Annotated in this window: 12 protein-coding genes; 1 reads left to right on the top strand and 11 read right to left on the bottom strand. The window is 66.9% G+C overall.

Annotation, left to right across the window (positions count from 1 at the left end; genetic code table 11):
- Positions 1-26: 26 nt before the first annotated feature.
- The 11 genes from AC1DFR_RS02910 to AC1DFR_RS02860 form a co-directional block, all read right to left on the bottom strand.
- Positions 27-1,358 (bottom strand): thymidine phosphorylase, encoded by a 1,332-nt coding sequence (locus AC1DFR_RS02910; protein ID WP_476871234.1) that lies wholly within the window; start codon positions 1,356-1,358, stop codon positions 27-29.
- Positions 1,355-1,759, bottom strand: a complete 405-nt coding sequence (locus AC1DFR_RS02905) for a cytidine deaminase (protein ID WP_230010838.1) — start codon at positions 1,757-1,759, stop codon at positions 1,355-1,357. Before AC1DFR_RS02905 ends, AC1DFR_RS02910 begins: the two co-directional genes overlap by 4 nt.
- A 2-nt stretch (positions 1,760-1,761) precedes the next feature.
- On the bottom strand, positions 1,762-3,078 hold the full coding sequence (locus AC1DFR_RS02900) for an ABC transporter permease (RefSeq protein ID WP_223914190.1): 1,317 nt from the start codon (positions 3,076-3,078) through the stop codon (positions 1,762-1,764).
- Positions 3,075-4,475, bottom strand: a complete 1,401-nt coding sequence (locus tag AC1DFR_RS02895) for an ABC transporter permease (RefSeq protein ID WP_476872685.1) — start codon at positions 4,473-4,475, stop codon at positions 3,075-3,077. Before AC1DFR_RS02895 ends, AC1DFR_RS02900 begins: the two co-directional genes overlap by 4 nt.
- Positions 4,468-6,147 carry an ABC transporter ATP-binding protein gene (locus AC1DFR_RS02890; protein ID WP_476871231.1) on the bottom strand — a complete coding sequence of 560 codons (1,680 nt, stop codon included), beginning with the start codon at positions 6,145-6,147 and terminating at the stop codon, positions 4,468-4,470. Before AC1DFR_RS02890 ends, AC1DFR_RS02895 begins: the two co-directional genes overlap by 8 nt.
- Positions 6,148-6,310: 163 nt before the next feature.
- The gene (locus tag AC1DFR_RS02885) at positions 6,311-7,417 is read right to left on the bottom strand and encodes a BMP family lipoprotein (RefSeq protein ID WP_476849114.1); all 1,107 of its coding nucleotides are present in this window, start codon (positions 7,415-7,417) and stop codon (positions 6,311-6,313) included.
- A gap of 309 nt (positions 7,418-7,726) precedes the next feature.
- On the bottom strand, positions 7,727-8,758 hold the full coding sequence (locus AC1DFR_RS02880) for an NADP-dependent oxidoreductase (RefSeq protein WP_476856597.1): 1,032 nt from the start codon (positions 8,756-8,758) through the stop codon (positions 7,727-7,729).
- Positions 8,755-9,186: an organic hydroperoxide resistance protein gene (locus AC1DFR_RS02875; RefSeq protein WP_223914194.1), complete on the bottom strand. Its 432-nt coding sequence runs from the start codon at positions 9,184-9,186 to the stop codon at positions 8,755-8,757. The genes AC1DFR_RS02880 and AC1DFR_RS02875 overlap by 4 nt, the downstream gene beginning before the upstream one ends.
- 166 nt (positions 9,187-9,352) lie before the next feature.
- Positions 9,353-9,817, bottom strand: a complete 465-nt coding sequence (locus AC1DFR_RS02870) for a MarR family winged helix-turn-helix transcriptional regulator (RefSeq protein ID WP_476872684.1) — start codon at positions 9,815-9,817, stop codon at positions 9,353-9,355.
- 274 nt (positions 9,818-10,091) lie between these two features.
- A complete protein-coding gene (locus AC1DFR_RS02865) occupies positions 10,092-11,291 on the bottom strand; it encodes an amidohydrolase (RefSeq protein WP_476849117.1) in 1,200 nt (399 codons plus the stop codon).
- Between the two features lie 97 nt (positions 11,292-11,388).
- Complete coding sequence (locus AC1DFR_RS02860; RefSeq protein ID WP_026537818.1) at positions 11,389-12,522, bottom strand: mannose-1-phosphate guanylyltransferase; 1,134 nt, start codon at positions 12,520-12,522, stop codon at positions 11,389-11,391.
- 267 nt (positions 12,523-12,789) lie between these two features.
- Here AC1DFR_RS02860 and sdhC point away from each other — a divergent pair, with 267 nt between their 5' ends.
- Positions 12,790-13,170: a succinate dehydrogenase, cytochrome b556 subunit gene (gene sdhC, locus AC1DFR_RS02855; protein WP_079553238.1), complete on the top strand. Its 381-nt coding sequence runs from the start codon at positions 12,790-12,792 to the stop codon at positions 13,168-13,170.
- Positions 13,171-13,172 lie beyond the last annotated feature (2 nt).

Raw genomic sequence — 13,172 nt, 5'->3', positions numbered from 1 at the left:
GCACCGTAAGGGATAGGGCAACGGGCTTAGGCGATGCGGTCGATGATGAGCTTCTGGGCGGGCCGGGAGCCCTCGGGGGCGATCACTGCGGCGTGTTCGAGCGCTTCCTTGGCACGCTCGAACTTCTCCGGTGTGTCCGTGAGCAGGGTCATGAGCGGTTCGCCTGCCTTGACTGTGGCGCCGGGCTTGGCGTGCATCCGCACCCCGGCACCGGCCTGGACCTGGTCCTCCTTGCGGGCGCGCCCGGCACCGAGCCGCCAGGCAGCGACGCCGACGGCCATCGCGTCGAGCTCCACCAGGACACCGTCGGCCGGGGCGTAGATGACCTCGGATTCCTTGGCGACGGGGAGCTTGGCGCGCGGGTCTCCGCCCTGGGCCTCGATCATCCGGTTCCAGACGTCCATGGCCCGGCCGTCCCGGAGTGCTGCCCGGGGATCGGCGTCGCGGATGCCGGCGCACGCCAGCATTTCCTCCGCGAGCCGGACGGTGAGTTCGACGACGTCGTCCGGGCCTCCGCCGGCGAGGACCTCCACGGATTCCTCGACCTCGATCGCGTTGCCCGCGGTCAGGCCCAGCGGCGTGTTCATGTTGGTGAGCAGGGCCACCGTGTTGACGCCGGCGTCCTTGCCCAGGGCCACCATGGTTTCGGCCAGTTCGCGGGCGCGGGCCTCGTCCTTCATGAACGCGCCGCTGCCCACCTTGACGTCGAGCACCAGCGAGCCGGTGCCTTCGGCGATCTTCTTGCTCATGATCGAGGAGGCGATCAGCGGGATGGCCTCCACTGTCCCGGTGACATCGCGGAGCGCGTAGAGCTTCTTGTCCGCCGGGGCCAGCCCGGCGCCGGCCGCGCAAATGACCGCGCCGACGTCCTGGAGCTGGGCCATCATTTCCTCATTGCTCAGGGCCGCACGCCAGCCCGGGATGGCCTCGAGCTTGTCCAGGGTGCCGCCGGTGTGGCCGAGGCCGCGGCCCGAGAGCTGCGGCACTGCCACGCCAAACACCGCTACAAGCGGAGCCAGCGGCAGGGTGATCTTGTCCCCGACGCCGCCGGTGGAGTGCTTGTCCGACGTCGCCTTCACGCCGCCGTCGGGCCGCCGCAGGCTGGAGAAGTCCATCCGCTCGCCGGAGGCGATCATGGCCGCCGTCCAGCGGGAGATCTCGGCCCGGTCCATGCCGTTGAGCAGGATGGCCATGTTCAGGGCGGCCATCTGTTCGTCGGCGATGGCGCCGCGGGTGTACGCGTCGATTGTCCAGTCGATCTGGGCCGGGCTGAGCACACCCTTGTCCCGCTTGATGCGGATGATGTCGACGGCGTCGAACGCTTCACTGTTGGGGGGGTTCTGAGTCGTTTGTGTCACCGGGGTTCCTCCAGGTGTTGGGGGCCAAAGGCATCGGGAAGGACCTGGTCCATGGTCTTGATTCCCTGCGTGGTCATGAGCTCCATGTCCGGAGCCCGGAATTCGTAGAGCAGCTGGCGGCAGCGCCCGCACGGCATGAGGACATTCCCGCCGGCGTCGACGCAGTAGAAGGCGCGCAGCCGTCCCCCGCCGGTCATCTGCAGGTTGCCCACCAGGGCGCACTCGGCGCACAGGGTCAGCCCGTAGCTGGCGTTTTCGACATTGCAGCCGCTGACGATCCGCCCGTCTCCGGTGAGGGCCGCGGCCCCCACCGGAAACTTCGAATACGGCGCATAGGCGTTCTTCATGGCGGACACTGCCGCAGCTTCGAGTGCAGCCCAGTCGACGTCGATGCTGTCCATTCTCAGCCCTTGATGTACGGTATGCCGTCAGCGGCCGGCGGCCGGGAGCGGCCGACGAGCCCGGCCACGGCAAACACGGTCACCACGTACGGCAGCATGGCCATGAACTGGCTCGGCACCGGGGTGCCGATGATCGTCACGATGCTCTGCAGGTTGTCGGCGAAGCCGAACAGCAGCGCGGCGAAGAACGCCCCGATCGGGTTCCAGCGGCCCAGGATCATGGCGGCGAGGGCAATGAAGCCGCGCCCGCCGGAGATTTCCTTGGTGAAGCTGTCGATCGCCACGAGGGTGAAGAACGATCCGCCGATCCCGGCGACGGCGCCGCCGAGTGTGACGTTCCAGAAGCGGGTCGCGTTGACCTTGATGCCCAGGGTGTCGGCCGCCTGCGGGTGCTCGCCCACGGCACGGACGCGCAGGCCCCACTTCGTCTTGAACAGTGCGACCCAGATCACGATGACTGCCACGTACATCAGGTAGCCCACCACGGACTGTTTGAAGAGGATGGGCCCGATCACGGGGATGCTGGACAGGACCGGGATATCGATGATGGGCAGCTCGGCGGGCGAGTTGTACTTCTCCGGATCGGACTGCATCACGGTGGTGAACAGGAAGCCGGTGAGCCCGGAGACCAGGACGTTGAGCACGACGCCGACGATGATCTGGTTGACCACGTACTTGATGCTGAACACTGCCAGCACCACCGACACAAGGGCGCCCGCCACGGCCGCCGCAAGCAGGCCCAGGTAGGGGTTGTGCGTCAGGCTGGCGACGAGCGCGGCCGTGAAGGCACCGCCCAGGAGCTGGCCTTCGATGGCGATGTTAACGACGCCGGCGCGTTCGCACAGCACACCGGACAGGGAGCCGAAGACGATCGGCACGGCGAGGGTCACGGATCCGGCGATGAGGCCGGCCAGCGAAATACTGGGGGTCCGGGCGCCGCCCACCACCCAGATCAGGAAGGCGACCACGAACACGACGGTGAACACGGCCGGCACCCAGCGCGGGGGCCGCCGGTTCGCTCTCGCCTTCAGGACCAGGGCGTAGCCCGCGAGGCCCAGCAGGATCAGGGAGAGCACCATGCCGGACAGGAATGCGGGTACTTCGATCGCCGGGAGCTGGAAGAAGTCTCCGCTGGATGAAACGCCGAACTTGGCGTTCGCCTGCGGGCCCAGCAGTCCGAAGAAGATGAACGCTACGGTGGCCAGCACCGCAAGCGTGACAGGCAACTTCCAAGTCACGGGCTTGGCGGACACCGTCGGCCTGTGGTTCTTCTCCGGCTGGGGTTTTCCTTCAACGGGCGAGGTTGCTGTTGTGCTCATGCGGCACCTCCGGTGGTTGCGGCCTGCTTGGTTTTGCCGGCGGTCGCGGCCTTCTTCTTGCGCGGGTTGAGTCCGAAGATCGCCCGGACCAGCGGCGGCGCCGCGATGAACAGGACGATGAGTGACTGGACCACGAGCACGATGTCGATCGGAGTTCCGGTCTGGATCTGCATCTGGACAGCGCCTGCGCGGAAGGCCCCGAACAGCAGGCCGGCGGCGAAGGTGCCCCATGGCGAGGACCGACCCAGCAGCGCGACCGTAATCGCGTCAAAGCCGTAGGTTGCCGCGACACCGTCGGTCAGGACCTTTTCGGTGCCCGCCACCTGTGCCACGCCGGCCAGGCCGGCCAGGCCACCGGCAATGGTCATCACCAGGATGGTGGCCCGGGAGACGTTGATGCCGGCGGTCAGGGCTGCCTTGGGGTTGGCCCCGACGGCACGGAATTCGAAACCGAGCGTGGAGCGGTTCAGCAGCCACGAAACAAACACGGTGGCCGCGATGGCCAGCAGGAATCCCAGGTGCAGCCGGTACTGGCTGCCGAAGATCAGCGGGTACGCGGCGCTGGGGTCCACGATGGGCGATATCGGTGTGTCCGCCCCCGGACGCTGGAACAAGTCCGTGTCGAGCAGGTAGCGCAGGAAATAGAGTGCGATGTAGTTGAACATGATGGTCACGATGACCTCGTGGGCGCCGGTCCGGGCTTTGAGCACGCCGACGATGCCGCCCCAGACGGCGCCGCCGATGACGCCGGCCACCAGGACCAGCAGCAGGTGTATCCCCAGCGGCAGGTGCAGCGCGAAGCCGACCCATGAAGCGAGGATGCCGGCCATGATGATCTGGCCCTGCGCACCGATGTTGAACAGGCCCGCGCGGAAGGCCAGGGCGACGCCGAGGCCGGCGGTGATCAGCGGGGTGGCGATGGTCAGCGTCTCCATGAGGGGGGCGAACTGTCCGGGCACGCCGTTACCGCGGGGGTTGAAGACCGCGCCCTGGAAGAGCGCGACGTACGAATCGGTGGCGGCGGACCAGACGGCGATGAGGAAGTCACTGGGCCGGGCAAAGAGATAGCCCGCCGTGGTGCCGACCACCTTGTCCGTCATGGCGATGAGCAGGCCGCCAAGGATCAGTGCGAGCAGCACCGCCAGGATGGTCACGATGCCGTTGCCGGTGAAGATCTTGCGCAGCAGCGACTCCTCTTCCGGGGCACCCGGAAGAGCTCCGCTCTGGGTCGAGACCGGAACGGCCGATGGCTGGTGGGCGCCGCCCGCGGTGTCCAGCGAGGTGACGAAGTCTGCATCGTCCTCGAGCGGTTCAGGCTCCACGTCGGTGGCCTGCGATGCCGGAAGCCGGTCCGGGTCCGGTGCGGCCGCGGACCGCGGCTCGGTGTTCTCACTCATGGGGGTCTCCTACGGCGCCGGAGCCGGGCTCCTGCACGGACGGGGCGGCGGGGGCCGGGTTCATGGCCGGCTTCGTTGCGGGGTTTTCGGCCGGGGTTTCTGCTGCGTTCGCGGCCGGGTTTTCAGAAAGGGATCGGGCCGAGTGCCTGCCTGCGGCGTCGGTCTGGGCCTCGTCCGGGGAAACGCCGGCCATCATCAGACCCAGGACGTCACGACCGGTGCCGGCCGGGACGATCCCGACCAGCCGGCCCTTGTACAGCACGGCGATCCGGTCGGCGAGTTCAATCACCTCGTCCAGTTCGGTGGAGACGATCATGACGGGCGTGCCGTGGTCCCGCTCCGCGACGATCCGCTTGTGCAGGAACTCGATGGAGCCCACGTCCACGCCGCGGGTGGGCTGGGAGGCGATGAAGAGCCGCAGCGGCCGGGAGAGCTCCCGGGCCATGACGACCTTCTGCTGGTTGCCGCCGGACAGGGTGCCGGCCGCCAGCGAGCCGGACGGGGTGCGGACGTCGAATTCCGCGATCCGGGTCTTGGCGTTCTCCAGGACCTTGGCCGGGCTCATGCTGATGCCCTTGGCGAACGGCGCCTGGTCGTAGCGGTCCAGGATCAGGTTCTCGGCGATGGAGAACGTGCCGATCAGCCCGTCGAGGGAACGGTCCTCCGGGACGAACCCGACGCCGGCGTTGAGGACCTCCTTGACGCTGCGGCCCACGAGTTCTTCGCCGTCGAGGGTGATCGAGCCGTGGACCCGCTCGTGAAGGCCCAAAATGGCTTCGGTCAGTTCCGTCTGGCCGTTGCCCTGGACGCCGGCGACGGCGAGGATCTCGCCGCGGGCGATTCCGAAGCTGATCCCGTCCACCACGTGCTGGCCGTTGGGGGCGATGACGGTGAGGTCCTTGACCTCGAAGGTGGTCTCCTGCGGATTCGCGGGAGCCTTGTCCAGGGTCAGGCTCACGGCCCGGCCCACCATCATGGAGGCCAGCTCGGTGGTCGAGGCGCCGGGATCGGCCGAGCCCACTACCTTGCCGCGCCGGATGACGGTGATGGTGTCCGAAACGGCCTTCACCTCACGCAGCTTGTGGGAAATGAAGACTATCGAGGTGCCGTGGCTCTTGAGCTGGCGCATGATGTCCAGCAGTTCATCGGTGTCCTGCGGGGTCAGCACGGCCGTAGGCTCATCGAGGATGAGCACCTTGGCGTCGCGAACCAGTGCCTTGATGATCTCCACGCGCTGCTGCACGCCCACGGGGAGGTCTTCGATCAGCGCGTCGGGGTCGACGTCGAAACCGTACCGGTCCGAGATCTCCCGGATCTTCCGGCGGGTGTCATCCAGGTCCAGGAATCCGCCGGTCTTGGTGGTCTCCGCTCCCAGGGCAACGTTCTCCGCGACCGTGAAGACGGGGACCAGCATGAAGTGCTGGTGCACCATGCCGATGCCGGCCGCCATGGCGTCGCCGGGGCCGCGGAACGTGACCGGTTTGTCGTCGATTAGGATTTCGCCCTCTGTGGGCTCGTACAGTCCGTAGAGGACGTTCATCAGCGTGGACTTGCCAGCGCCGTTCTCACCGAGCAGACAGTGGATCTGCCCGGGTTCAACAACCACATCGATGTGATCGTTCGCTACCAGGGAGCCGAAGCGTTTGGTAATGCCCTTGAGTTCAAGTTTCAAAACTCTGACCAATCTCGAGGTGTCCGGACGGCTTGGTCCGGACGCGTAGGGGCGCTGCAGCACCAGCTTAGTGCCTGGGATCTGAGGCACTAAGGGCCGCAACGAAAAGCGCCACAGCCCGTGCGGTGGTGACCGGACGGGCCGTGGCGCTTAGCGGAGGAAGTTAGGCTTTCGGGCTGGCTGCGGATTCAACCTTCAGCTTGCCGTCGGCGATGTCCTTCTTGATCTGGTCCAGGTCGGACTTCAGTTCGGCCGGAACCTGGGAATCCATGTCGTGGAACGGGGCAAGCTGGACGCCGTCGTTCGCGAGGGTGCCAACGTACGGCTTGTTGGTGAACTGGCCGTCCTTGTCCTGCTTGACGACCGTCTCGACGGCCTCGCCCATCTGCTTCATGACGGAGGAGAGCATGATGTCCTTGTAATCCGGTGCCGTGAGGTAGCCGTCGGAGTCAACCCAGATGAGCTTGACGTCCTTGCCTGCTGCCTTGGCTTCCTGCAGGGCCGCGCCGGCACCCTTGCCGACCGGACCGGCGACGGGCATGACGATGTCTGCGCCCTGGTCCAGGAAGTTCTGGGTGAACTGCTTGCCCTTGTCCTGCTTTTCGAAGTCACCGGTGAAGGAGCCGTCCTGCTTGGCCTTGTCCCAGCCGAGAAGCTTGACGTCCTTGCCCTTCTTCTCGTTGTAGTACTTCACACCGTCGGCGAAACCGTCCATGAAGATGGTGACCGTGGGGATCTTGATGCCGCCGAACGTGGCGACCGTCCCGGTCTTGGTGGTGCCGGCTGCGAGGTAGCCGGCCAGGAATGCTGCCTGGGCGGTGTCGTAGATGATCGGCTTGACGTTGGCGACCGGGGTGTCATAGCCGAAGTCGATGATGGCGAAGTGCTTGTCCGGGTTCGCGGTGGCCTGGGACTTGGTGGCGTCGCCGAGCAGGAAGCCGACCGTGATGGTCAGGTTGCAGCCGGCGGAGACCATGGCGCGCAGGTTCGGTTCGAAGTCGTTGTTGGTCTTGGACTCGGCCTGGTTCATCTCGATGCCGAGATCCTTCTTGGCCTTCTGCAGTCCCTCGTAGGACGACTGGTTGAACGACTGGTCATCGAATCCACCCGAGTCGGACACGATGCAGCCCGTGTAGTTGCTGGCGGTGTTGGTGGCGGTGCTGGCCTCCGGGGCAGCTCCGCAGCCGGTCAGCAGGAGTGCAGCCGCGCCCGCGGTGGCAACGCCGGCCATTGATCCGCGCTTAAAGGTGGCACGCAGAGAGTTCTTCAATTTTCCTCCAGGAAGAAAGAGTAGGCGCTACGACGGAAGTTCAATGAGTGTCTGTCTGCGGTGTTCCGCTGATCTCTGTTGTCACTGATGGATTTCGCAGCACTGCGCCGAGGCGCACTTATGCAAGCTACTGTAGTGGCCTGCGCCACGTCCCGATAACACACGTCCCGGCGAATGCCCAGATTGTTGAGAACTTGTTACCTAGAGGTAGCCGGTGCCCGCCGCGACCACAGACGCCTCCGGCGCCGGTCCCCGCAGGAACCGGCGCCGGAGGCGTATGTGGCGGCACGGCGATTGCCGGGTGTCCGGCTACAGCCGCACGAGCATCTTGCCGGTATTGGCGCCGTCGAGCAGGTCCATGAAGGCCTGCGGGGCGTTCTCCAGCCCGTCCACCACCGTCTCGTCGTAACGGACCGTTCCGTCGGCCAGCCAGCCGGACATGGTCTCGACGAACTCGGCCATGTGCTGCCAGTAGCCGCCCACCAGGAAGCCCTTGAGCGTCAGTTGTTTGCCGATCGCCAGCATGAGGTTCCGCGGTGCCGGCGTCGGTTCGGTCGCGTTGTACTGGGCGATGGCCCCGCACATGGCCACCCGGCCACCGACCGTGAGGGCGGACAGCGCGGCTTCGAGGTGCTCGCCGCCGACGTTGTCGAAGTAGACGTCGATCCCGCGCTCACCCGCGGCCGCGGCGAGCTGTTCCGCCACGGGGCCGTCGTGGTAGTTGAACGCGGCATCGAAGCCGAGTTCGAGCAGGCGTGCCACCTTTTCCGGCGAGCCGGCGCTGCCGATCACCCGGGACGCGCCCATGGCCTTGGCGATCTGCCCGACGAGCGAGCCGACCGCGCCGGCGGCGCCGGAGACGAACACGGCGTCGCCGGGCTTGAATTCCGCGACCTTCAGCAGTCCCGCGTAGGCGGTCAACCCTGTCATGCCGAGGGCGCCGAGGAATGCTGACGCGGGGGCCAGATCGGTACGCGCCACCGTGGTGGCCGCGGCATCGACGACGGCGTATTCGCGCCAGCCGAGGCCGTGCACCACCGTGTCGCCCACAGCGCGCCCTTCGGCCCGGGACGCGATCACTTCGCCGACGGCGCCGCCGTCGAGGGCGGTATCCAGCGCAAACGGCGCGGAGTAGGACTTGACGTCGTTCATGCGCCCGCGCATGTACGGGTCCACCGAGATGAACAGGTTGCGGACCAGGACCTGGCCGTCCTGCAGTTCGGGCAGCGCCGACTCGGCGAGGCGGAAGTTCGCCGGGACGGGGCGGCCGTGGGGGCGGGACGCCAGCTGGATCTCGCGGGTGGTGGCGGGAAGGGTGAGAGTTTCGGTGTTGTTGCTCATGCGGCTACCTCCAGGATGGTGATGTCGACAGTGATGTTGCCGCGGGTGGCGTTGGAGTACGGGCAGATCTGGTGCGCCTTGGCCACGAGGGCCTCGGCCGTGTCCCGGTCCACGGCGGGCAGGGCGATCTCAAGTTCGGCGGCCAGACCGTAGCCGGCACCGTCCTCGAGGGCGCCGAAGTGGATCTTGGCGGCGACGGCGGAGTCCGTCAGGTCGGCGCGCTCCTTGCGTCCCACCAGGCGCAGGGCGGAGTGGAAGCACGCGGCGTAACCGGCGGCAAAGAGCTGTTCGGGGTTGGTGCCCGCGCCGTCACCGCCGAGTTCGACCGGGCTGGCAAGGGTGACGTTCAGCTTGCCGTCCTTGCTGATGGCGGTGCCGTCGCGGCCTTCGCCTGAGGCCAGGGCCTCTGCTGTGTAAAGGGTCTTCATGGTGATTCCGTTCTGTCGGCGGGAAGAAGGGGTTCAGCGGGGAACTCGCCGGAAGCCTGCGGAGTCGCCGTAAACTTCCGGCGAGCTGGCACGCCTCCCGCGATTTCGACGTCGGCCGTGGGGGCCTGGGAAGGGTGGTGGAGGGGGAAGGGCTTAAGGGAAGGGCTTAGTGGGAGGTGTGGAGCGCGTTCGTCAGCCGGCCCAGGGTGTCGCGGAGCTGGTCCAGTTCCGCGGCGGTGAGCCCGGCGGCGTCCGCCAGGCGCTGCGGGATGCCGCTGGCCTTGGCGCTCAGGGCGGCGCCGGCGCCGGTCAGGAAGATCTCCACGCGGCGCTCGTCCTCGGCGGAGCGGCGGCGCTGGACGAGTCCGAGCGCTTCGAGCCGCTTGAGCAGCGGCGAGAGCGTGCCGGAGTCCAGGCCCAGCTCCTCCCCCAGTTCACGCACGCTGCGCGGCTCCGCTTCCCAGAGCACCAGCATGGCGAGGTACTGCGGGTAGGTCAGGCCGAGCTCCTCGAGCATGGGCCGGTAGGCGGCCGTGGCGGCACGTGAGGCAGAGTACATCGCAAAACACACCTGCCGGTTCAGGCGGAGCGCTTCCGGGCCGTCCGTGCGGGCCTCTTCTGACGTGGTCATGACTCCACCGTACCGCACAATTTAGTTGCGTGCAATTCAGTTGTGCACAACTGAATTGCGGAGCGGGAACCGGCATCGACGTAGAAGGGGCCGCCGCGGCACGATTCCCCGTCGCTGCCGCCGAGTTCCCCACGTTTGACGGGTGCCGACGGCGTGTCGGCCCGCACCGCCGGCGTGTCCCGGCGTCGTGCCGGAATAGGTGGGGAAACTCCGTGCGGCGGTCCTGGCCGGGTGCAGCAGGGCGGGCCCGGTGTAGGGGCCCGGGCGGAACGGCTTACAGGTCGCGGATGGTGCGCAGGGCCGCCGCCGTGAGCACCTGGATGCCCAGGCCCAGCGCCCGCTCATCGACGATGTAGTCGCCGCGGTGAAGGTCGTATTCTTCCCCGCCTGGCGTCTTCGTGCCGAGGCGCATCATGGCGCCGGGGGTGTCGGCCAGGAACCAGGCAAAGTCTTCCCCGCCCATGGACTGCGGGGTCAGGACCACGGCGCCCTCGCCGATTTCGGCGCGGGCCGCGGCCTCGATCAGCGCGGTCTCGTGCTCGGAGTTGACCACCGGCGGCACGCCGCGGGTGTGTTCCAGGTGGACATCGACGCCGTACGGCTCGGCGACCTGCCGGATGATGTCGTCGAGCAGCTCGCCGGCGTCGTGCCAGGCGTCGCGGTCCAGGCAGCGCATGGTGCCGGCCATGTAGCCGCTGCCCGGGATGGCGTTCGGGGCCGAGCCCGCGGAAATCTGCCCCCAGACCACGGACACGCCGCTGCGGACATCGACGCGGCGCGAGAGCACTGCGGGAACGTTGACCGCGATCTGCGCCAAGGCGAAAACCAGCTCCTCGGTCAGGTGCGGGCGCGAGGTGTGGCCGCCGCGGCCGGAGAGTTCAATCTTGATGGTGTCCGAGGCGGAGGTGATCGCCCCGATCCGGGTGCCGATCTTGCCGATCTCGATCCGGGGGTCGCAGTGCAGCGCCAGGATGCGCGGCACGCCTTCCAGGACACCCTGTTCGATGCACGAGGTGGCGCCGCCGGGCATGGTTTCCTCGGCCGGCTGGAAGATGATCCGGACGGTCCCGCTCAGCGGGGACGCCTCGTGCATGCGCTGCAGGACCAGCGCGATCCCAAGCATGGTGGCAGTGTGGACGTCGTGGCCGCAGGCATGGGTCACGCCGTGGTTCTTCGAGGCGAACTCAAGGCCAGTTTCCTCGATGATCGGCAGGGCATCGATATCCCCGCGCAGTGCGGTGGCGATGGGACCCTGCCCGACGTCGACCGTCAGGCCAGTGCCCTCGAGGCGGCGCGGCTTGAGCCCGGCTTCCTCGAGCCGTTTCGCCAGCTTATCGGTGGTGCGGAACTCCTTGAACGAAAGTTCCGGATGCGCATGGAGGTCGCGGCGGAAAGCGATCAGCTCCGGCAGGAGGGGCTCCAGCCACGGCCCCACGAGAGTCGTGGGCTCAGCTTCAGTCGAATAGTTGCGCACGGAATAACTCTATCGAGCGGCCAAAGAATAGCGGCATCGGGTACGGCGCGTTACGGATTGCTGAACATTGCACAGGCCGTGATCCGCTCCCCTCCGCCTACAGGACGTCGGTGTCGCCCTTGGCCTTGATGGCATCCACGGCCTGCTTGACCCGCTGCGAGTGTTCCTTGGTGGTGACCAGCAGGGCGTCCGGGGTGTCAACGATCACGACGTCCTTGATGCCGATCAGGGCGATCACCCGCTTGGTATCGGAGACCACCACGCCGCTCGCGTTCTCGGTGAAGACGCGTGCGCCCTCGCCCAGGACCGTGACCTCGTCGACTTCCTTGGCGCTGTTGAGCCGGCCCACGGAGGCGAAGTCCCCGACGTCGTCCCAGAGGAACGTTCCGGGCACCACGGCGACGTCGCCGGCGGCGGCGGCGGGCTCGGCGACGGCGTAGTCAATAGCGATCTTGGGCAGCGTGGGCCACACCCGGGCAGTGACGGCGTCGCGCTCCGGAGTGTCCCAGGCCTTGGCGATCTCCTGGAGTCCGGCGAAGAGCTCGGGCTGGTTGGCTTCGAGGTGCTTGAGCATCAGCGAGACCGGGGCCACGAACATGCCCGCGTTCCAGACATATTCGCCGCTGTCGACGTACTCCTGGGCCACTTCCTCGCTGGGCTTCTCCACGAACTCCACCACGGACTGCGCACTGGGCGCGTCCGGGATGTGGAGGTTCGCGCCGGAACGGATATAGCCGAATCCGGTGGAGGGATGGGTCGGCTTGATGCCGATGGTGACGATCTTCCCCGCGGCCGCGGTGTAGACGGCTTCACGGACGGCGTCCTGGAAGAGGTCGTCCGGGCTGATGACCTGGTCCGCGGCGAACGAGCCCATGATGATGTCCGGGTCCCGCTCGTGCAGGATGGCCGCGGCGAGGCCGATCGCAGCACCGGAGTCCTTGGGTTCGCTCTCCAGGACCAAGTCGGCTTCCAGGACCTCAGGCAGCTGGCGGCAGACGGCTGCCCTGTGGGCGGAGCCGGTCACCACCAGCACGTGCTTGCCGGCGACGGGCTGGAGGCGGTCATAGGTCGCGCGCAGCAGAGTACTGCCCGAACCAGTGAGGTCGTGAAGGAATTTCGGGGCCGCTGCCCGTGACAGGGGCCAGAGGCGGGTCCCCACCCCGCCCGCCGGAATAACCGCAATAAAACGGTCCAGCGGTGAATCCTGGCTTGTCACTTTGTCTGTAGTCATCACGGCTACTTTAGCCGACGGCGGCCAATTCGGTCCGAATTGGGCCGGGATCAGGCCCTGCCGGCGCCTGCGACCACGGCCAAATGTGGCGTTCGTCTCAAAACAAACGCAAAACCGCGCCGGGGCCTGTCAACAAGGAGTTCCCAAATTGAATAAGCTGTGAGCGAAGCCTAGATTTAGGCTTGAGCTTACGAGTGCTCTCGCAGCAGGCGTTCCCCCCGCGTGGATCCCATGCCAGCGCCGCTGTGTTGCAGGGAGGTTTATTCAGTGCCGACAAAACCAGCTGGCACCTTGTACCGCGGCCGTGAAGGCATGTGGTCCTGGGTTGGACACCGCATTACCGGTGTAGTGATTTTCTTCTTCTTGTTGGTCCACGTGCTGGACACCTCATTGGTGCGTGTGTCCCCCGAGGCCTACACCGCAGTGATTGGTGCCTACAAGAACCCCCTCATGGCCCTGGGTGAAACGGGCCTTGTCGCGGCGATCGTGTTCCACGCCTTCAACGGCCTGCGGATCATCGCCGTCGACTTCTGGAAGAAGGGTGCCAAGTACCAGCGTCAGATGCTCTGGACTGTCCTGGGCCTCTGGGTCGTCGTCATGGTCGGCTTCTCCATCCGCCACCTGTCCCTCGCCCTTGGAGGTCACTAAGC

The sequence above is a fragment of the Arthrobacter sp. 05T410 genome (assembly GCF_056396505.1).
Note: the sequence above shows the minus strand (reverse complement) of the source record. Positions and strands in the feature narration are given on the sequence as shown.

What these genes read in the sequence shown, in the direction of transcription:
- AC1DFR_RS02905 (WP_230010838.1), bottom strand. Translation starts at nt 1,759, where the DNA reads ATGGACAGCATCGACGTCGACTGGGCTGCACTCGAAGCTGCGGCAGTG.
- AC1DFR_RS02900 (WP_223914190.1), bottom strand. Translation starts at nt 3,078, where the DNA reads ATGAGCACAACAGCAACCTCGCCCGTTGAAGGAAAACCCCAGCCGGAG.
- AC1DFR_RS02895 (WP_476872685.1), bottom strand. Translation starts at nt 4,475, where the DNA reads ATGAGTGAGAACACCGAGCCGCGGTCCGCGGCCGCACCGGACCCGGAC.
- AC1DFR_RS02880 (WP_476856597.1), bottom strand. Translation starts at nt 8,758, where the DNA reads ATGAGCAACAACACCGAAACTCTCACCCTTCCCGCCACCACCCGCGAG.
- AC1DFR_RS02875 (WP_223914194.1), bottom strand. Translation starts at nt 9,186, where the DNA reads ATGAAGACCCTTTACACAGCAGAGGCCCTGGCCTCAGGCGAAGGCCGC.
- AC1DFR_RS02870 (WP_476872684.1), bottom strand. Translation starts at nt 9,817, where the DNA reads ATGACCACGTCAGAAGAGGCCCGCACGGACGGCCCGGAAGCGCTCCGC.
- AC1DFR_RS02860 (WP_026537818.1), bottom strand. Translation starts at nt 12,522, where the DNA reads ATGACTACAGACAAAGTGACAAGCCAGGATTCACCGCTGGACCGTTTT.